Here is a 20,051-nt window from a genome sequence, read left to right on the forward strand (position 1 = left end):
AAGTGGTTTGAGGGTTTTGAGTCTAGGGTTTTGGGGAGGCTTAAGGCTCTTTACCCGGACGCGGAGTTCACCCCATACTACGCTAGGAGTATTGATGACTTGGAGGACTTTCTAGCCAAGGAGGGTGACGCTGTTGGCTACGTTGTCATTGACCTACAGGGCCCGTCTAGTATGGTTCAGAGGGTTTTAACGACCGGTAAGCCCATAGTTCTAATAGCCGAGTCCCTTGGGGGTGGTGGTGATTACCTACTCTACAATAGGCTTATTGAGCAGTATCCTGTGGTTGCTGTGGTGACTAGGAGTATTGATTCTGATTACGCATTGGGTAAGGTTAAGTACCTTGTGGCCCTGGCTAGGCTTAGGGAGACTCATGCAGTGATTGTTAGTAATAGGGATTTGAGTAATTGGTTGGCCTCAATCTCAAGGAACATTGGTGTTAGGTTCACCCTGATGAGTGGTAATGAGTTTGTCAGTAGGTATTATAGTAAGGTTAGTGATGAGGAGGCTAGGCCAATTGCTGAGGCTTGGGTTAAGGGTGCATACCAGTACCCAGACCCTGATAGGCAGTGGCCTGAGGTTCTTAAGTCAGCTAGGCTTTACATTGCGATTAATAGGGTTCTTGAGGATTATAAGGCTAATGCCATTAGCATAGACTGCCTAGGCCTCAGGAGCGTAACCAATGTAGTCCTCGACGCCTGGCCATGCCTACCCTACACGCAGCTTTGGCTGGATGGCAAATACGTACCGATGTGTGAGGCTGATGCAAACTCACTCATAGTAGCCTTAATAGGCAAGTACCTACTCAACACTGCAGGCTCAGCTACGGATCCGGTAACTGATGAGTTGACTGGTGAGGTTACTTACTACCACTGCTACCTACCAATAAACCCAAAACCGGGCATTAGGCTTAGGTACTCGATAATACCATCACACCTCGGCACTAGGTACGCTGCAGTTAACGTGGAGTACCCCATTGGTAGTGAGCTTACGGCCGTAGGCATTGATGCGGTTAATAAGGTTATGCACATTCACGTGAGCACCGTAACAGGCAATGAACTTTCACTACCAGCATGCGGAACAAAGGTAATCGCAAAGTCAAACGTGAAGACACTGGCAAGGAAGTGGGGTGCGGGGTGGCATAGAGTACCACTACTTGGAAACCACAAGGAGGAGTTAAAGGAAATGGCAAAACTACTAAACCTAAAAGTAATAGAAGAAGACTTAGATTAACCCCAATACAACTCGTAGAGTTTAAGCCATTCCCCACTAACCAACCTACTCCTACCAGCCACCTCAGGTATTGGTACATAGTCTATCTTAGAGCCCCTATAGCTAACCATCACATTATACAACCCATTCTCAATTGCCTCGTAGGCTGCTGTGGCGTATCTGATTGCCAGGGTCCTATCAAAGGCTGTTGGTGCCACGCCCCTTATGGAGTGGCCAGGGACAATGGCCCTTGTCTCAATGCCCGTAACCTCCTCTATTAATTCAGCTAACCTGTATCCAACATTGTTGGAGTGTGGGCTTTGACTTGCCGTAACAATATCGCCCTTAACCTCAACACCCTCGGCCACCACTAGTAGTGCGTAGTGCTTAGTCTTGTAGGTGTTGATTAACCTGTCAATAACCGAACTAAGGCTGAGCTTATATTCGGGTATCATTGTTGCGTCTGCCATTGTTGCTAGTCCTGTGTGTAACGCCACCCAGCCCGCCTCCCTACCCATAACCTCCACAACACCAACCCTCTCATGAGACATCAAGGTAGTCCTAAAGGACTCAGAAACAGAAACAGCAGCATTAACAGCAGAATCAAAACCAATAGTAAAATCAGTACCAAAAACATCATTATCAATAGTCTTAGGGATGTGAATAACATTAATGCCGAGCTTAATCGCCTCATTTGAGGCCCTTAAGGACCCATCACCACCAATAGCCACCACACAGTCCAGGTTATAATCATTAATAGTCTTAATTAGCCTATCAGCATCACCATCATTGAATACGTTCCTCCTGGACGTCTTAAGCATAGTACCACCCATTGATATATATGGTAATAGGTCGAGGGAAGTAACCCTTCTAACGGTACCATCAATGAATCCTTCCCATCCGTGAAACACGGCGAAAACCTCATGCCTTTTCTCAGCTAGCCTTATGAATGAGTATAGGGCTATGTTTAAGCCCGGCGCATCCCCACCACTGGTTAATATTCCAATCCTCATGCTCCCTCACCCTTAGGAGTCATAATACTGCTTGCGTGGTTCCATATTTCACCTGCCACATTATTAATGCTAATGATTTTAGTTAAGTAAACCATGATCAGTTTTATTGAGTTAGCTCAATTTAACCCTTATGGTTATACAGTAATTATGGGTATTAATAAGTTTACTTGAGTTTACCCATCCCTCATTGGCTATTGCTCCTTCGGTGCTTTATTACGGATTGTTTAGAGTACTAACCTAGTGTATGGTGGTTTATTGTTATGCGTAATCATATATGCGATCTACATTGAATCGTTGATTTGCTAAAGATAAATACGTAATGCATATATATTAGCCTTATTGGTGAAGTTGTGCGTGGTTTCTCGGATAGGATGGGGGCCTTGAGGGAGTCCCCAACTAGGAGGATAGATGCCATAAGGGAGAGACTTAAGCGTGAGAACAGGGATATAATAGTGCTGTCCGCTGGTCAACCCAGCATTCCGCCACCGCCTGAGATTAGGGCCATGATGGCTGAGGAGCTGGCTAAGGAGAGCATGGACCTTTACGCATATACACCCAGTCAAGGCATAATTGAACTGAGGGAGGCGGTGGCGGAGGATTTGAAGAGACTTGGTTCACTTGATGTTAAACCCGACGATATAGTGATAACTGCTGGTGGCCAGGAGGCAATGTTTGCCACCCTAATGACCATACTGAACCCTGGTGATGAGGTGATATTAATGGATCCAACATACTTCGGTTATAAACCAATTATAGAGTACTTTGGTGGTAAGATTAAGAGACTGAGGTTAAGCATGGATGACGGCTTTAGGATAAACGTTGAATCCCTTAAGGAGCTGGTTAGCGATAAGACTAAGGCGGTGATCGTAGTAACGCCCGATAACCCAACGGGCTCCATAATCGATGAGGAGACGGCTAAGGCCATAACGGACTTAGCTAAGGATAAGGACTTCTGGATCATTTCTGATGAGGCGTATAGAACCTTGATATATGAAGGTAACCACGTCTACATGTACAAGTACGCCCCTGACAACGTAATATCACTAAACACGTTCTCCAAGGACCCTGGCATACCTGGCTGGAGACTTGGCTTCATCTATGGGCCCAGGGAGGTCATATCCAGGGTTAAATTAGCCGGCGAGGAGATGACGTACTGCCCACCATCCTTCGCACAGCGTTTTGTAGCGGTATACCTTAGGTCGCAGGTTAGGTTGAAGCATATTAGGTATGTGGTTGAGCAGTACCGCGCCAAGAGGGATGCAGCCGTTAACGCCATTAAGGCTAGTTTACCTGAGGCCAGGTTCACCGTACCCAAGGGCTCAATGTTCATCTTCGTTGACCTAGCCAACTACATAGATGATGGCGAGAAATTCGCTGAATATGCCATGGAGAAGTACAGCGTCGCCATTGTCCCAGGTAGCTACTTCAGTGAGCAGTATAGGGCAGCAGTTAGGGTATCCTTCGTCTGGGAGAGCACAAACCGCCTGGTGGAAGGGATTAGAAGACTGGCTGAGGCTGCTAAGGCGTATAGGACTAGGTGAAGTCGTAAGCCGCGTAGTTATAGTTAGGTTCAAAGTTTCGCCATGCTTAACAAGCCCAAATTACTGGTGGGTAAGGTTTTTATTGACGCCAATCCACCTCTAATGGATGAGGCCAGCATCCACTGCTTTAAATACGGCCGAGAAACTCGTGGCAGCGTTGGGTGGGCAGGTTTACCAATGCCCAAGCTGCAGATCAAACCTAACGGTGGAGTCCCAGGTTGTTAGGGAGAGGGATAGTTACTACATTATTGAGAGACTTCTTAAATGCAGGAAGTGTAATGTTAGGATTAGGCAGACCATATACGTGAGTAGGATTAACTTATGAACAGTAATTACCCTAAAACCTATACGATTCGCGTACAATCCCAATGACTTAGCGCTGCTTTGGAAAATTCACTCTATTTCTTTTAACCCCTATCATGAACCTTTCTTACTCCTCTTCCCATTCCTCGAACTCCTCCTCCTCAAACTCTTCCCACTCCTCCTCCGACTTATATATCGCAGGTTTGTTGCTCATCTTCTGCTCTTCCTTAATCATGAGGCAAGGAGGACCTCCGAGTTTATAAGTATTCACCTTATTTTGGGTTAACAGGCTTACATATATTACTCTAAATCAGTCGCTTATTGGTTTTAGACTTGGGTCAAGCTCCACAAGTACCTGTCTTCTTATCGGTCCCTCTATAAGTAGTGCCCTACTTCTACTGCCCATCATGTGGGGTGCTAAGCCAAGTCTAAGCCACTCAACCTCACTTTGATTAAGCCTAAGATGGCTCATTAATTCCAGTATGTACGAGTCAGGCCCACCCATGACTAACACTAGGGGTATGTTTTGGATAAGGGTTGCTGAGACGTTGGTAAGGGTTTGCGTTATTAGCATTACACCTAGGCCGGACTTTCTTAGCCCCCTTACGTAGAGCTCCATTAAGCCACTACCCATGACGTAGTACGCCTCATCAACCACAAGCACATTACTCAACCTAGCCCTCCTACCTGCAAACATTGAGTATAGGTAAGCCATAACCTGACTCATGGCGAAGGCCGTTAGCTCAGGGTTAGGTAATATTGACCTGAAGGATAATATAATACCGCTTAGCAATTCCTCCTGCTTAATGAACCCCCTCCTACCCAGTTCACTTGATATTAAATCATATATGTATGACAATTCAATACTTAAGGTCCTCTTGGCAGCATTACTGAAGACTAACCTAAAGTCACCATGCCCAATAACGCCACCTAAGTCACTTAGCAGCATATCTAAGTCTTCTATGCCGAAGGACTCTGATATAGACTGGGCTATCCTCAACGTAACATCCTTGACGTTGTGGATGTTGGGAGGGCTTGTGAAGTTCACGAAACGCTCAGAAACATCTACAATGGGCAAGCCTAGGTTCAAGTATTCCCCATGAGGATCAATGACTACGACGCCTATGCCCATTTTAATCAACTTGGCGAGTATGGACCTAGCGGCCCATGACTTACCCATCCCCGTAGGGCCGACAAGCAGCATGTGGCCTGCTGGCAGTGAGTCAAGGTCAACCTCAACGGGCTTACCTAGGCTATCTTGACCAATCCTAATAACCCTACCATCATTAGCTAGGCTGAGCCTGCCACCGGTTAGTGGAATGAAGACTGCCGCATCGTGGGATAGCCCACTTAGTAGGAATTCCCCAGGTGCCCATAGGGCATATGAGGCTATCCTACTCTTAACGGTACCCATGTGGTCCACGTTACTATTGCTAAGCAGGAGTATTCTCAATGGTAATTCCCCTGATGTTAACCTATCTATCACGTTCCTCCAGTAAAGTAGGCCAGGGTAGCTCTTACCCCTCTCCTTAACCACAAGGGACTCCGAGGCCTTATGATACTCCCTAGTAGCTAATGAAGACAATACACTATTTCCAGAAATAACCAACGCATACTCACTTACAGAGTTATGAAACGCCTTGGCAAGCAGATAGACGTCGGTTTGGGTTACCTTACTGGTCATTAAACCATTCCTGGTGCTAATCCTCATGAATTGAAGCCCACCATTAACCATAACACCACCACTAATGTAGTACCAGACAACCACAGCTGCATAGGTAATCCAGGGTATTACGCCTAATGCGCCAAACAGTGGCACAAGAATTAGTGGTGGTGTTAATACGGTTATCAGGCTACTGACTGGGTACTGTAGTTGATTGATTATGGTTTTTAATTCATCACCCTTAAGCATCCTCACCATGAAGTAGTCCCCAAGCACCTTAACAACATTAGCCTGAAAATCCCTAAATCCACTAAACGGTGGCTCATCAATCATTGATACTCTGGCAATCTTCCTACCACCAGTAACCATGAAGGTTACGTAGCACCTGTCACACAGGTTTAACCTTAACAGCATCTCATCAATGAGGTTGGTGAATTTATCCTCACCCAGCCTTAGTAAGTCATGTAGGGGCTCTATCAACATGAAGGAGTGAACTAGTTTATTAACTGGGTCATACACGTAATTATCCCTAATCACCAATTGCGGTTGCACGGGATGCCTTATTGATAGGGCTAATATGGCTACGTCCTCCCTAAACGCCAGTATTATTACGGCCAATACTATTAACGCATACCTAGTTACAAAGGATGATATTATGGTGATTACTGACGCTAATGCCAGCAGCTTAACCCTGGTGTTGAAGTTCATATTGACCTTGGTAGGAAATTCCACTTAAGCATCCTCAATGGCTTATGTTCACGCCTACCACCATTAATAATGTCCTCAGCCTCATTGATACCTACCTTAAGTTCACTGGCTATTACCTGAACAACCTTGGCCTTGTCAAATGCGCCGGTGGATATGTACCTAGCTAACCCCTCCTCGTCATCAGCCAGCGCCATTAGGACAACCATGTTTAACCCTCTGGCTTTACTTGACTTAAGCAGGTTAACTACGTCATACCACCTATACCTACTTAGCAATATCCTCAACCTATTGATACACCATTGCCTCAATTCACCGCACTCCCTAACGTAAACCATGACCTCCCTAGGTGGCTTATCGTCATTAACCCTGTATTTGCGTATGCTGGCTTCCTGCGTTACCTCGTGGTTTATTAGGGCGTTGAGACCGTTATTGATGAGACTGCTGTACTTGGTTATGCTTCTCTTCACCATACTGACCACACCTACTTAACCTAAACCTTAACCAGACCTTTATGAAGTCCGCTAGTCTTGAATTGTACTTACCCACCTCAATGCATATGTCGTCCACTGTGACCTTATCCAGTATCTTGGTCACCAGTTCATCATCCTCGCCGAATATCTCCGTGAAGTTCTCGAGGAGTTCAATGGCTATGTCAGTCTTACTCCTCTTAACTGGTACTGGTTGAATGGCTTGCTGCGGCTTATCATCATCCTCAGTTATTACTCTCCTAATCCTATCAATATCCTTAATCATCTAACCACCCCCATGTACATGCTCACCTGGTTAACAATATCCCTAGTCAACTCCTCTAGGGATTTCCTGAAGAGGAAGGTCTCCTTGTACTTAACAGCCAATTCCCCCTTCAATGTAAGCGCCATGGCCGCTGGGTCGAGCCTAACCAGGTACACCTTACCCCTTATCACGTACCTATTAGCCTCCTTTGGGTAACCGTCGAAGTATTCGTGGTACTTATTCACAATGACGTTAACTACGGCCTCATCATCAACAACCTTGACCAGCCACTTGTATAGCTCACTCAATATGCTTGAGTAAACATGGCCTGGCTCAGTGACCACGTTAACTATGTCACTGTAGTAGACTAGGAGGGGGTACAGTGGGCCGAGGAAGCTTGGGTTTGACGGTAGGTCTATTAGCAGTATTGATAAACCATTCTTAGCCAGTAGGGCAACCATGTTAGAGATCCTGTTGGCCATGGCTTCAAGGGGTATTGAGAACATTAACCTAGGTATCCTAAGGCTCTTAAGTGAACCTGGTGGTATTAACTTGACGTTGGGTTCTTCCTTGGACTCAAGTAGACTGAACTCTGATCCGTAGGCCACGTAGTCTATGAAACCAGTGTTATCGTCGGTGTACTCAACTTTATGAAGCATGCTGGCGGTTACGTTACCGTCAAAGCCCAGGTCAAGTATTGCCACTGGTTCATCGATCATGGAGGCCATGTTTGCCACTATGGTGCTCTTACCCGTACCACCCTTTGGCCCGCTGATGAAGGCCACTGAGACTGTTAATGGCCTTAGGCTTAAGCCACCTAAACTCATCACAACCTCAGCTTTAATTAAACTGATTACTAGCACGCATGTAGGTGTATGCTGAGAGTAACAATACCCTACATCAAGTTTAAAAATACCTAAACCCTAACCCTTAAGGTTGGGTTCACTTGTAATGGGCCTTAAGGTCACTGTTGAATGGTAAATTAAGCAGGTCCTCAATAACCTCCCTGGCCTGTTCATTACTCCTAGTCCTTGGGTCATGCATAAGTGCCTCTATTAGGAGTCCCTTACTACCGGCCAGGTAAGCCTCAAGCGCCCTTTCCGTTACTGATAGCCTGGGGTACCATACGTAGGGGTACATTCTACTGGGTACGTTAACTATGGGTTCAGGCCTGATGTTGTTTCCCGTGACGTAAACTGGGGCCTCCACTATGGCATCACTTGGGAGCCTGGGTAGTATGCCTAGTTCATTCGGCACGTTGAGTATTATCCTCCTCTCAACGCCATTAAGCACACTATCGATGAAATCGACGATATGCTCCCCACTCTTGTTGGGTGGATAAGCCTCAGTGGCCTTGATGCTTGGGTTGAAGGCCGTCTCCTCAAGTCTCCTCTCATTCTCCTGGTTAAGAAGCATCCTAATACCCCAACCAACCTCTGAATCAATACCACCCACTGGACCGTACCAGTATATCTTGGTTTTGAGATCCCTATGGTACTTCCACGTACCACTCCTGGCCGTATCACCCAGTGGGTACAACCCGTAGGTCCTGTACATGTCCACTGCCGCCCTACTCAGCGTCTCCTCCCATGGCCCTGGTACGTAATTGGCCCAGAATTCCTCAGCCCTCTTCTCAATCCACTCGTCGATGAGGTGGTACGCGTCTTCACCATTATACCTGAACCTGGTTAGGAAGACCACGTGGTTTAACCCAACGGCCTGCCACTCAACCTTACTCATATCCAGTTTAAGGGCCTTGTTAACCAACTGCTCAACGCCGTGGGTGGCCCCGTGGCAGTAACCCACCAGTTTAAGCTTAGGGTAGAGCCTGTGTATTAGGGTTGCCGTTTCGAGGACTGGGTTTGAGATTTGAATCATCCACGCGTCCCTGGCAACCTCATCAACTATGCTGGCTATGTTTTGGGCTACTGAATACTGCTTATAGCCCATTAAGGTTGGGTAGCAGCACACCATATTCCACTCCGTTGCATCAACACCCCTGTAGTAGCCATGCTTCTCGGCGACATCAACCATAACCCCCCAGTGGTCGTACCCTATTGCGAAGGCTAGGTTAAGTACGAAGGATGAACCCTCAATACAAGCCTTAGTATCCATAGTCCTCTCAACGTTTATGGGAACCTTCAACTCGCTGAAGTACTTTAGGGCCAGTTGATAAGACCTAGCCAACCTATGCTCGTCAATGTCCATTAACGTTAAGGTAACTCCATGTAGGCTGGGTGTTAGGGCAAAGTCCCTTAATAGGCTGGATATGAATGCCTTACTACCTGCACCTATAATACATACCTTAACACCCTTTACATTAGGGTTAATTGATTTTCCGGAGGAGGACCCCATTTGCCAAATATAGGTTGTTTGCTTTTAAGCATTAACCTAAATGCTTATAATCTTTGAAGGGGATAGTGACTCTATGGATGAGCCTAGGGTTAACTTAGCCTGGTTATACGCAATAACCAGGTATGGTTACCCACCGCGCATAGAGGACTTCTACTCCTTCATAAGGGATGCCGTTAGGCTTGGCTTTAGGGCTATTGAAATTGAGGTTTACGGTGAGGATAACCTGAAGGCTGTTGAGGGAGAGAGGGTTAAGTTGAGGGATTTCGTGGAATCCAACGGCCTGAGGGTTGTTAACGTGGCTGGTATATTCCCCCAGCTACTCTCACCCATTGACGGTGTTAGGGAAAGGGGGCTTGAGTTGTTTAGGAGGAGTGTGGAGTTGGCCACCTTCTTCAACGCTGGGTTAACCCAGACAGACACCTTCACCCCACCCATTGAGTTCATTGGTAGTAAACCATACTCAACTGGGATAGTCTTTGCGGAGAGGTATAGGGTTAAGATACCAGTGGGCTTCTCGTGGAGGGGCTTCTGGGGCATGTTGGTTAAAGTCATGAGGGAATGCTCCAAGGTAGCCCTCGACCATGGCTTGAGGTTTGTCATTGAGCCTAGGGTTGGTGAAACCATAGCCAATAGCGACGCCATGCTTAGGCTAATAGATGAGGTCGGTATGGATAACTTCGGGGCTGTACTCGACGTTGGACATCTTAACGCAGCCAAGGAACTCATACCGTTATCCATAGAGAAGCTTGGGGATAGGGTATTCTATGTCCATGCCTCGGACAACGATGGTAGGGATAACTACCACTGGAGCCCAGGTAGGGGTGTTGTGGACTGGGACTCCGTCTTTGAGGAGTTGAGGAAGTTCAACTTCAAGGGCTACATAGCCATCGACGTCGGGGGTGGTGATATAAGGGACAGGCTGGATGATGAGGTTGTCCAAGCCAGGAGGTTCATTGAAGACATGGGTGCTAGGTATGGGTTATGGTGAAGTAAAGGTAACTTATGCAGGGGCTATTTTAGTTTTTCATAATTATTTGCGGCATTTGTATTTATTGGCATCTGAGACCTCTTAGTGCTATGAGGTAGTTGGTTTTAAACCTAGCCTTAGTACCTTAACTGTTGTGACAAAATGGTCAAGCCTCGCCCTTTAGGGCGGGGTCACCTCACTATGTGGGTCTCATGCAATGGGTTTATTAATCTCTGCTTTACTGGGGTGTTTAATAACCCCGCAATAGGCGGGGTAACTGCCGAGACCCCCAAGGTGAAACCCCACCCCAACAAGGCAGGAAGGGGGTCATTCTGGGTTTCCGAGACCTGTATGGCTAGGAAGCCCTGGCGATGGGCGGGGAGCCGCTACGGTGAGGGGCCAGGAAGACCGTCAAGAGGCAGCCCGATGGCAAAATCACGATTGCAGAGAGGTGGTAACTGTTAAATAGCTATTCATAGCTGTTAATCGCGATGTTTAACCCTAATGAGGTTAAGAGGATGCTTAAGAGAATGGGGATAAACGTCAATGTTAAGGATGTCAACGCCTCAAGGGTTATCATTGAGCTTAAGGATGGTGGTAACCTGGAGCTAAGTGACCCAACGGTTGTCCTCCTTGAACTACCCGGTGGTGTACTGCTTTACCAGGTTCAGGTTGATAAGAGGGGTATTAAGGTTAATCAACCCCAGGTGACGCCTAAAATAGTGATTAAGGCCCAGGAACCCAAGTACAGTGAGGATGACGTCAGGTTGGTTATGGATCAGACTGGGGTTAGTAGGGAGGAGGCCATTAAGGCCCTTGAGGAGGCTAATGGGGACTTAGCCGAGGCCATACTGAGGATCCAGAGGTCTAAGGGACAGGCTTAGGTTAACTGAACTTAGCGTAAGTGCAGTATTCACGTAGGGGGCAGTGGCTGCACCTTGGCTTACCCTTAAGGCACCACACCTTACCGACGGTGACAATGCCCGCGTGGAATAGTTTATACTCGTAAAGCCCCCTCGGCAATGCACCCATCAACCTACCCCTCAACTCCTCGTAACCACCGTTAAAGGCCTTGTCAACCCTCCCAAGGACCCTAACTGTGTATGCCGACACTGGGATTGTTAACCTATTCAGTGCGAAGAGCATTATTGAGTCCGCAGTCTCATAGCCTATTCCCTCAATTGAGAGTAGGGATTGCCTAACCTCATCATCGCTCATGCCGCCCAAGGCCTCCAAGCCGCCCATGCTTACCACACGCCTAGCTGCATTAATAACCCTCCTAGCCTTAGTGGACCTGAAGTTGATACCCGTCAGCATGTTGGCTAGCTCACCGTAGCTTAGCCTGGATACCTGCTCCAGCCTACTTAGGCCTAGGCTCCTCAACTTAGCCATAACCCTGGTCACGTTATCCCACCTGGTTTGTTGAACAAGCATTGCAGATATGAAGACCTCGTCAGGGCTCTCTAAGCCACCCCACCACCTGGGTGACTGGGGTTCGCTGATGAACCAGCCGTTCTCAGCCAGCGTACTGGCTATGCCCTCAAAGGCCTTGAGTAGACCCTTGATGCTGAACATTCAGGCACCCGCCCATTAGGGTGCATAGGGCTAGTGTTAATTGGCCAATGTTACCAATATCATATTTGACGGGGGCGACGTAACTCACGTTACTGCCTTCAACCCTAATGTCCTGGTCTGAACCATCAACGGCAAGCATAACCCTACCGTCAATGTTAATGAAGTCGGTAAGCGGCTTAACCTGTGGGCTTGGCCTTCTGATGATGAGCACGTGGTCTGGCTTAAACAAGTCTAAGGCATCCCTAATGGTTGGGAGGATTATTAGGCTTGAGGAGTATTTAAGCGAAATCTTAAAGGCCTCCGGAACCCCCTGCTGGGCCGCTGAACCATACACGTGGGTCAGTACCAGGTTCTTCACGCCAAAGCCGTAAACCACCTTGGCGAACTCCACAACCCTAGCCACACTGGACGTATTATCCACGAGGACTATCAACTCCCTCATCACCCAACCCACCCCATTGGGTGTTTTTAAACAAACTCATGCGTTAACTAGCTTAATACCAAACCTAGTATTAACGGTTAAACTACATGGTCAATATATTGAATTACATAACCTACCTACAGAAACATTATTAAAGGTAAGAAACAGGCTAAAAAGCTATGATTAAATTCCCAGGCGACTTCAAATTCGGATTCTCAACAGTTGGCACACAGCATGAAATGGGCACTCCTGGATCCGAGTTCACGAGTGACTGGTACCTGTGGCTCCATGATCCAGAGAACATTGCATCCGGCCTAGTTAGCGGTGACCTGCCTGAGCATGGGCCAGGTTACTGGGATCTGTATAAGCAGGACCATTCAATAGCCAGGGACCTGGGCCTTGACGCAGCCTGGATAACCATTGAGTGGGCTAGGATATTCCCAAAGCCAACATTCGACGTTAAGGTTAAGGTTGATGAAGATGGTAAGGGTAACATAACTGGTGTCGAGGTTGATGAAAAGGCTATAGAGGAGCTCCGCGGCCTAGCCAACTTGGCTGCGTTGAATCACTACAGGGAGATTTTAAGCGACTGGAAGGCTAGGGGTGGCTTTCTAATAATCAACCTGTTCCACTGGGCAATGCCGACCTGGCTCCATGACCCAATAGCGGTTAGGAAGCATGGACCCGATAGGGCACCTTCAGGTTGGCTTGATAGAAGGGCTGTGATCGAGTTCGCTAAGTTCGCGGCCTTCATAGCGCATGAACTGGGTGACCTAGCGGACATGTGGTACACCATGAATGAGCCTGGGGTTGTCATAACCGAGGGCTACCTCTACGTTAAGTCAGGCTTCCCACCAGGCTACCTAGACCTCAACTCAATGAGCATAGCGGCTAAGCACCTCATTGAGGCCCATGCAAGGGCCTACGATGCCATTAAGGCGTACTCCAAGAAGCCCATCGGCCTAGTCTACTCCTTCGCCGACTACCAACCATTAACCCCCAATGATGAGCCAGCCGTGGAGGAGGCCAGGGCCCTCGACTACTCATTCCTCGACGCACCAGTTAGGGGTGAGTTGATGGGTGTTGTTAGGGATGACTTGAAGGGTAGGTTAGACTGGATTGGGGTCAACTACTACACTAGGGCAGTGCTAAGGAGGAGGCAGGACGCAGGTAGAGTAGCAGTGTCGGTCGTGGGTGGCTTCGGCTACTCCTGTGAGCCAGGTGGCGTGTCTGGTGATAAGAGGCCATGCAGTGACTTCGGGTGGGAAATATACCCCGAGGGCATGTATAACGTCCTAATGAGACTTCATGAGAGGTATAGGATGCCCATGTACGTCACTGAAAATGGCATTGCCGATGAGCACGATAGATGGAGGTCATGGTTCCTGGTATCCCACCTATACCAGGTGCATAGGGCCATGCAGGCTGGGGCTGACGTTAGAGGTTACTTCCACTGGAACCTGACTGATAATCTTGAATGGGCCGCAGGCTATAGGATGAGGTTTGGGCTTGTTTACGTGGACTACAGCACCAAGAGGAGGTACCTGAGACCAAGCGCACTGGTCATGAGGGAGATTGCAAGGCAAAAGGCGATACCGGATTACCTAGAGCACTACATAAACCCACCCAAACTTGGTTAAGGCCCTTAGAGCCCAGCTAGAGGATTCATGTGGAGTTCACTTGGCCTTAAAACCCTGAAGGCCTCAGCATACCTGCAGCCAGCGGCCTCACCGAGCTTTGAGTGAAGGGTTTCAATAATATTAAGCAGTTCGTCACTGAACTGCGTCCTGTGAGCCCTCAGGGCCCTCATCTTCCTATCCATGTAATCATCAATACACACCAGCGCATTGGGCTTGGCCGTGGCACCCAACGCCAGCATGGGTGGCGGGGATTCAACCCTATACTCACTTACGATCCTCGGTATGCCGTGGAAGAGAACGGCTTGCATAACGGCTAGGCCAGTGTTGACGTGATCTGGGTGAGCTTCGTAAGGTAAGTGAGGGTCAACTGTGAGCACTAGGTTTGGTTTAAAGGACCTGGTGACCTTAATCAAATCCCTCCTAAGTAGGCTGGGTTCAGGGACCTCGGAATCGATGTAGTTAAGGAATTCAACATCCCTGACACCAATTATGCCCATGGCCTCCAACTCCTCACGCCTCCTAATCGACATTACTTCATCAGGTGTGTACTCCATGGAACCTATACTCATCCTGTCATCACTAACCACGACATTCTTAACAACGGAACCCTTATCAACCATCATTGATAGGTATCCGCCAGCAATAACCTCAATATCGTCTGGGTGAGGTGAGATGGTAAGGATCCTACTGGCCGATATCAACACCTTAGTTAACTCTGGGTTGACCGTAATTCCTTTAATGTAGGTGTTTAACCTATTAAGGTCAATCATCACCAATCACATCCTATGGTAGGTCACATCTATCGTAGTGTCGCTAACCTTAAGTTTACTAACCAGTGGCTGTAGTTCATCGGCGTGCTCCTTAATCTTCTCAATGGCCGCTACAACCAGTTCAAGGGCTTCCCTCGGGGCTAGTAGGAGGTAGTGGGGTAGTACAAGCTCCCTCCTGGCGAACTCCTCGGCACCGGGTAGGTTAAGCTCCTCGTAGTTGGGCATCCTCTCAAGTATGTACCTCGGCACTGACTTGGCTAAGTTCTCCCTCTTAAAGGCCGGCTGCCTATATAACGGTGGACCGTAGGATACGCCCACCGGCACACCCTCAGCCCTAAGAGCCTCTATGAAAACCTCCTTCGGTATGCCGTTAAGCTCCTCCTGCCTGTAAAGCATCACGAAGTAGTAGTAGCCCCTGGTAGTAACTCTATCATCAGGCCTGGTTGGCTCCACAACACCAGTCCTCTTAATCATGTCAGCCAGTAGTTTACCATTCTCATGCTTAACCTTAACCTCGCTGGGCAGCTTCCTTAACCTTGAGAGTAGTAGGGCTGCCTGTATCTCGCTAAGCCTATAATTCGAACTGAGTATGTAGTGGATATACCCAGGCTGCCCAATAACCCTACCAATGTTGTGTATCAGCCTAGCCCTATCAGCCAATTCATCACTGTTAGTTAGCACAATGCCACCCTCACCAGCAGTTAGTGACTTACTCTCCTGGAAACTAAATGAACCCATGTCGCCAATCGCCCCAACCTTCCTACCCCTCCACTCAGATCCATGCGCATGGGCAGCATCCTCAATGAGGTATACGCCATGCCTCTTAGCTATCCTAGTTAACTCATCCATGTCTGCTGGGTAACCGCCGAAGTGGACAGCTATTATAGCCCTAGTCCTCTCATTAATCAACTTCTCAACGGACCTTGGGTCAATGTTACCTGTCTGTGGGTCAACATCGGCGAATATCGGTATTGCACCAACCTCGGTTACGGCTGAGGCCGTGGCTATGAATGTGTATGCCGGTACAATAACCTCATCACCTAGGTTAAGCCCAACCCCAATGGTCTTAAGGGCCAGCTCCAGGGAGACTGTCCCATTGGCCACTGCAATACCATACTTAGCGTCATGATACTTAGCGAACTCCGTCTCAAAACGCTCGGCGTAGGAGCCTTGGTAAAGCCTACACCACCTACCACCCCTAATAGCCTCAACCACAGCCCTGACATCATCCTCATCAAAAACAGGCCACCTAGGAACCAAATTAACAAGGTCCTTAGCAACAGGCTCCCCACCATTAATAGCCAGCTTAACCATAAGGCCACAGCATTTACACCTTTTTAAATGTAACCCTAAATACATTAAGCTCTTAAATAGATGTTCTATATATTAATGTACAATAACTATTTAAAGGTATCTTTATAAATTAGTTAGAATAAATTACTAATTTATATGTCGACTGGGGGAGAAGGTGGAGGTGGGGTTAAGCTATTCATCAGGGAGTCCACAGGCCTTGTGCGTGAGTTAAGTTTCTGGGACCAGTTGATAATAGCCCTAGGTATAATAAACATCACTGGTGGTTTTGTCCTCACAATGATAGTGGCGCCATTTGCATTCCCAGGTTCTAACATGATATGGGTCTTCGTGTTGGGTGCTATACCCGCCTTCGTAATAGCGTGGGTGTATGCTATACTAGCATCGGCAATACCAAGAACTGGTGGTGATTACACCTGGACTGGCCGTGTCTTAGGGCCTAGGTGGGCTTCAATACTAGGGTGGATGTACATTCTCGGTACGGCTGGGGCTGTTGCAAGCCAAGCATGGTACATAACCAACTTTACGTTGGCACAGTTATTCTTTAACCTTGGGACTAGACTTAATAATTCAACATACCTAACGTGGAGTACTATCGTGTCAACATCACCAGGCGGCTTCATAATAGGACTAGTCGTGATCATAATTACTGCATTAGCCGGTATCTTTAGCCTTAGGATTGTTAAGGCTATTTTAAGATATAGCATTATTATATACGCCATAACGTTCATACTGCTTCTGGTAGGTTTCGCCTACGTTACACCCAGTTCATTCATAAAGGCCTTCGATACCATAATGTCTAAGTATGGCGTAACGTATAGCTCAGTAATGTCAGTTATCAAAAGTAACCCAGCAATAGCCTCAACTAGTAATATTGCTGCGACATTAATGGCGGCGATACCCATGGGTTTCATAACGTACTCAGGCTTTAACTACGGCACATACTTAGCCGGTGAAACAAGGCGCCCCGTTGAGGCTTTTCCAAGGGCACTATTTGTGTCCGTTGTTATTACCTTAGTTGGTTTAGCACTATTATCAGGTTTATCATATTGGGCCTTTGGTGGAGCCTTCTTAGGAGGCTTAAGTTACCTATTCAATACAGGTAAGTTATCGGCATTACCCGTTGAGCCAACGCCCAACTTGTTCATAGGATTCGTGGCCCCACTATGGTTAGTGGTTTTAATTGATATTAATCTGTTACTCGGCTTCTGGCTTGTGGCATTAACGTACACCTTAACCATGCCAAGGATCCTCTTCGCTATGGGCTTTGACAGGCTTCTACCTGAGGGCATAACTAAGGTTTCCGAGAGATTCCACTCACCGTATTATTCAATATTAGTTTACATAGTGATTAATGCCGTGTATCTTGCTGCAATATGGTACTGGGGTTACATGGTTACGTGGCTAAACACGTCACTTGGCATGCCTGTGGCTTGGATGATACCTGGCTTCACTGCACTGTTAATCCCATTCCTTAGAAGGGATATTTACGAGAAGGTTAAGCCATACCTACCCAATTGGATGACCAGAAGAGTGCTTGGTTTACCCTCAATATCCTGGGGTGGCATCTTGCTAGCTGCAATATGGCTAGCTGACATAGCCTTCATGTTGGTGCCAATCTCATCATACGTCTACCTAGGTACCTCAATACCATTAGCCGTCGGTGTTGTTCTTGTTGTGGCTGCTGGTGCAGTGATTTACTATGAGGTTAGGAGGTGGTACTTGAGGAGGAAATATGGTATTGATCTACTACCATTAACGTTTAGGGAAATTCCACCTGAATAACGCCTTGGTTAAAACCTCCCTTAAAATTAAAATATTTTTTACATTTTTCTCATTAACCTCTAAGCAGTAGCTTATCCTTCAACTTTCCATTCTCAATTATCAAGTAGGCTAACCTTAATACTCCACTTTGATACTCACTTCCAGCGTTCACAACAGGTACCTTCCTTCTGCAGCACCTAGCATTCAGGTAGTCAATGCCTGGTGATTCGTGGACGTGACCATGTAGTGAGATTAATGGACCAAAATCCTCGATAACCTCCCTAACCGCCGCACTACCCACATGCTCCATAACTACTATGCCACCTTGAACAACGGGCTTAAGGTCACTTGTTAACTTAGGTGCTTGGTCTATTAGAGTATTGTATGGGGGCACATGAATCACAGCGACGGTTCTATCTAACTCACTCCTACTTAACCTACCCAGAATGTTGATTAACCGCTTCTTAATCTCATCCTCCATAAGCTCCCGCTCAGTATGCCATGGAGTTGGGTTGGAGTACCCGAATCCAGCGTATATAAGGCCACCGAGTTCAACAACCTCCTCATCAAAGTACATTACAGTGTCATCTTTAATACCCCTTACCGCATTCGCGAAGTCATTAAAGTCGTCATTACCTGGTATTAGCAGGAGTTTAACACCCAATTGCCTATAGTTATCCCTTATCCTAGAAATGTCGCCGCTAAACTCCCTCACCATTATGTCTATCAGGAGGCGCTTAAGCTTAGTGGGGTTATTGCTTAATTCATCATATTCCTCCTTACTCATGACCTGTGCATAGTAGCCGCTATCCCTTATGGCCCTTATAACACTGTTAAGCTCACCCTCAGTAATTACCTTCTTCTCACCGAATAGGTTAGTCACGTACTGGCTACCAACCCTGATTATTGGCACAAGAACCTTACCTGTTAAATCACCAGCCAGAACAACCACATCACACTTGTACACTTTAGGTAAGTTAGCCAATTTCCCATAGGCAGCCTTAGATCCATGTAGGTCAGAGACGAGTACTAACCTTACCCTATTGGGCACATCTGAAGGGGGTGTTGGGGCTAATAATCCTTTCCCACCTTAATGAGCTAGTATAGGTGGCAGGCCACGAGGTGCCCATTACCTATGCTCTTTAATTGAGGTGCCTTTTCACGGCATACATCCATGGCGTATGGGCATCTTGGGTGGAAGGTGCAGCCGCTCGGCAGGCTAAGCATACTTGGTACCTCTCCCTTTATCTCTATGTTAAGTATCTTCCTGTTAAATGGGTCGGGTGTGGGGAATGCATCGGCTAATGCCTTGGCATACGGGTGCTTAGGCTCATCGGTGGCGGGTAACCACTCATACATTCTGCCAGTGTAGAATACGGCTAGGTAATCTGACATATACTGCGCCACGGCTAAATTATGGGTAACTAGGATGTACGTTAGGTTGTAGGTCTTCTGCAGGTCGAGGAGGAGGTTAAGTATACCGGCTTGAACCACGACGTCCAGGTTACTGGTTGGCTCATCAAGGAGCACCATTAATGGGTTAGTCACGATTGCCCTGGCCACGGCAACCCTCTGCTTCTGCCCACCACTTAATTGAAGGGGCCTTTTAAGGAGTATGTCACTTGATAAGCCAACTTCACGTATAGCCTCCTCAGCACGCCTTAAAGCTTCATCACGTGGTACGCGTAATGCCTCGAGGGGTTCGGCAACTATGTCAATGATCCTCATTGTTGGATTTAACTCGGATTCCGGATCCTGGTAAACCATGGATATTAAACCCCTCACGTACTGCCTCTTCATAATCCTCTTATCTGAATCAAAAATGACTTCACCGTTAAACGTTATCCTACCTGACGTGGGTGTATATAATAGTGCAATTGTCCTTAGTAATGTGGTTTTCCCACTACCAGACTCCCCAACGATACCTAGGGTTGCACCCTTAGGTACTTCGAAGGACACGTCATCAACGGCCTTAAGCGTCATCTTCCTCCCTGCTAAGTTTACGGTGAAGTACTTTGATAAATGCTCAACCTTAAGTATGGCGTCACTTACCATAGAGGAAGCACCTCACCACATGGT

General features: G+C 47.3%; 19 protein-coding genes. 7 read left to right on the forward strand and 12 right to left on the reverse strand.

Features of this window, described 5'->3' with window-relative positions; genetic code table 11:
* The coding region (locus AAX04_RS12175; protein ID WP_066797925.1) for a hypothetical protein at positions 1–1,230 on the forward strand (1,230 nt) is incomplete at its 5' end.
* Here AAX04_RS12175 and AAX04_RS10290 read toward each other — a convergent pair.
* Entirely contained in the window at positions 1,227–2,222 is a 996-nt protein-coding gene (locus AAX04_RS10290; RefSeq protein ID WP_066797929.1) for a 6-phosphofructokinase, read from the reverse strand. The two genes, AAX04_RS12175 and AAX04_RS10290, sit on opposite strands and share 4 nt — an antisense overlap.
* A gap of 350 nt (positions 2,223–2,572) precedes the next feature.
* Here AAX04_RS10290 and AAX04_RS10295 point away from each other — a divergent pair, with 350 nt between their 5' ends.
* Both AAX04_RS10295 and AAX04_RS10300 read left to right on the forward strand, forming a co-directional pair.
* Entirely contained in the window at positions 2,573–3,763 is a 1,191-nt protein-coding gene (locus AAX04_RS10295; protein ID WP_066797932.1) for a pyridoxal phosphate-dependent aminotransferase, read from the forward strand.
* A 106-nt stretch (positions 3,764–3,869) separates the two neighbouring features.
* Complete coding sequence (locus AAX04_RS10300) at positions 3,870–4,088, forward strand: hypothetical protein (protein ID WP_066797934.1); 219 nt, start codon at positions 3,870–3,872, stop codon at positions 4,086–4,088.
* A gap of 288 nt (positions 4,089–4,376) precedes the next feature.
* Here AAX04_RS10300 and AAX04_RS10305 read toward each other — a convergent pair whose 3' ends face one another.
* The 5 genes from AAX04_RS10305 to AAX04_RS10325 form a co-directional block, all read right to left on the reverse strand.
* The gene (locus AAX04_RS10305; protein WP_066797937.1) at positions 4,377–6,437 is read right to left on the reverse strand and encodes a helicase HerA domain-containing protein; all 2,061 of its coding nucleotides are present in this window, start codon (positions 6,435–6,437) and stop codon (positions 4,377–4,379) included.
* Positions 6,434–6,907 (reverse strand): hypothetical protein, encoded by a 474-nt coding sequence (locus AAX04_RS10310; protein ID WP_156519813.1) that lies wholly within the window; start codon positions 6,905–6,907, stop codon positions 6,434–6,436. Before AAX04_RS10310 ends, AAX04_RS10305 begins: the two co-directional genes overlap by 4 nt.
* Entirely contained in the window at positions 6,864–7,190 is a 327-nt protein-coding gene (locus tag AAX04_RS10315) for a hypothetical protein (RefSeq protein ID WP_066797943.1), read from the reverse strand. Before AAX04_RS10315 ends, AAX04_RS10310 begins: the two co-directional genes overlap by 44 nt.
* Entirely contained in the window at positions 7,187–7,996 is an 810-nt protein-coding gene (locus AAX04_RS10320) for a ParA family protein (protein WP_162270137.1), read from the reverse strand. Before AAX04_RS10320 ends, AAX04_RS10315 begins: the two co-directional genes overlap by 4 nt.
* A gap of 115 nt (positions 7,997–8,111) precedes the next feature.
* Positions 8,112–9,524: a hypothetical protein gene (locus AAX04_RS10325; RefSeq protein WP_066797949.1), complete on the reverse strand. Its 1,413-nt coding sequence runs from the start codon at positions 9,522–9,524 to the stop codon at positions 8,112–8,114.
* 73 nt (positions 9,525–9,597) lie between these two features.
* Between AAX04_RS10325 and AAX04_RS10330 the strand changes: the two genes are divergently transcribed.
* On the forward strand, positions 9,598–10,512 hold the full coding sequence (locus AAX04_RS10330) for a sugar phosphate isomerase/epimerase (protein ID WP_066797952.1): 915 nt from the start codon (positions 9,598–9,600) through the stop codon (positions 10,510–10,512).
* Between the two features lie 470 nt (positions 10,513–10,982).
* Positions 10,983–11,375: a nascent polypeptide-associated complex protein gene (locus tag AAX04_RS10335; RefSeq protein WP_066797955.1), complete on the forward strand. Its 393-nt coding sequence runs from the start codon at positions 10,983–10,985 to the stop codon at positions 11,373–11,375.
* Between the two features lies 1 nt (position 11,376).
* On the opposite strand, the gene AAX04_RS10340 is transcribed toward AAX04_RS10335, so the two are convergent.
* Positions 11,377–12,066, reverse strand: a complete 690-nt coding sequence (locus tag AAX04_RS10340; protein WP_066797958.1) for an endonuclease III domain-containing protein — start codon at positions 12,064–12,066, stop codon at positions 11,377–11,379.
* A complete protein-coding gene (locus AAX04_RS10345; RefSeq protein WP_066797961.1) occupies positions 12,032–12,508 on the reverse strand; it encodes a RecB-family nuclease in 477 nt (158 codons plus the stop codon). Before AAX04_RS10345 ends, AAX04_RS10340 begins: the two co-directional genes overlap by 35 nt.
* 158 nt (positions 12,509–12,666) lie before the next feature.
* Here AAX04_RS10345 and bgaS point away from each other — a divergent pair, with 158 nt between their 5' ends.
* On the forward strand, positions 12,667–14,127 hold the full coding sequence (gene bgaS / locus AAX04_RS10350; protein WP_066797964.1) for a beta-galactosidase BgaS: 1,461 nt from the start codon (positions 12,667–12,669) through the stop codon (positions 14,125–14,127).
* A gap of 5 nt (positions 14,128–14,132) precedes the next feature.
* On the opposite strand, the gene AAX04_RS10355 is transcribed toward bgaS, so the two are convergent.
* On the reverse strand, positions 14,133–14,897 hold the full coding sequence (locus AAX04_RS10355; protein WP_084761428.1) for a PIG-L deacetylase family protein: 765 nt from the start codon (positions 14,895–14,897) through the stop codon (positions 14,133–14,135).
* A 6-nt stretch (positions 14,898–14,903) separates the two neighbouring features.
* On the reverse strand, positions 14,904–16,211 hold the full coding sequence (locus tag AAX04_RS10360) for a DegT/DnrJ/EryC1/StrS aminotransferase family protein (RefSeq protein WP_066797970.1): 1,308 nt from the start codon (positions 16,209–16,211) through the stop codon (positions 14,904–14,906).
* 135 nt (positions 16,212–16,346) lie between these two features.
* Between AAX04_RS10360 and AAX04_RS10365 the strand changes: the two genes are divergently transcribed.
* Positions 16,347–17,993, forward strand: a complete 1,647-nt coding sequence (locus AAX04_RS10365) for an APC family permease (RefSeq protein ID WP_066797972.1) — start codon at positions 16,347–16,349, stop codon at positions 17,991–17,993.
* Positions 17,994–18,045: 52 nt separating this feature from the next.
* On the opposite strand, the gene AAX04_RS10370 is transcribed toward AAX04_RS10365, so the two are convergent.
* The gene (locus AAX04_RS10370) at positions 18,046–19,023 is read right to left on the reverse strand and encodes a metallophosphoesterase (protein WP_066797975.1); all 978 of its coding nucleotides are present in this window, start codon (positions 19,021–19,023) and stop codon (positions 18,046–18,048) included.
* Between the two features lie 47 nt (positions 19,024–19,070).
* The gene (locus AAX04_RS10375) at positions 19,071–20,027 is read right to left on the reverse strand and encodes an ABC transporter ATP-binding protein (protein WP_066797978.1); all 957 of its coding nucleotides are present in this window, start codon (positions 20,025–20,027) and stop codon (positions 19,071–19,073) included.
* Between the last annotated feature and the right edge of the window lie 24 nt (positions 20,028–20,051).

This window comes from Caldivirga sp. MU80 (genome assembly GCF_001663375.1).
Lineage (GTDB): Archaea > Thermoproteota > Thermoprotei > Thermoproteales > Thermocladiaceae > Caldivirga.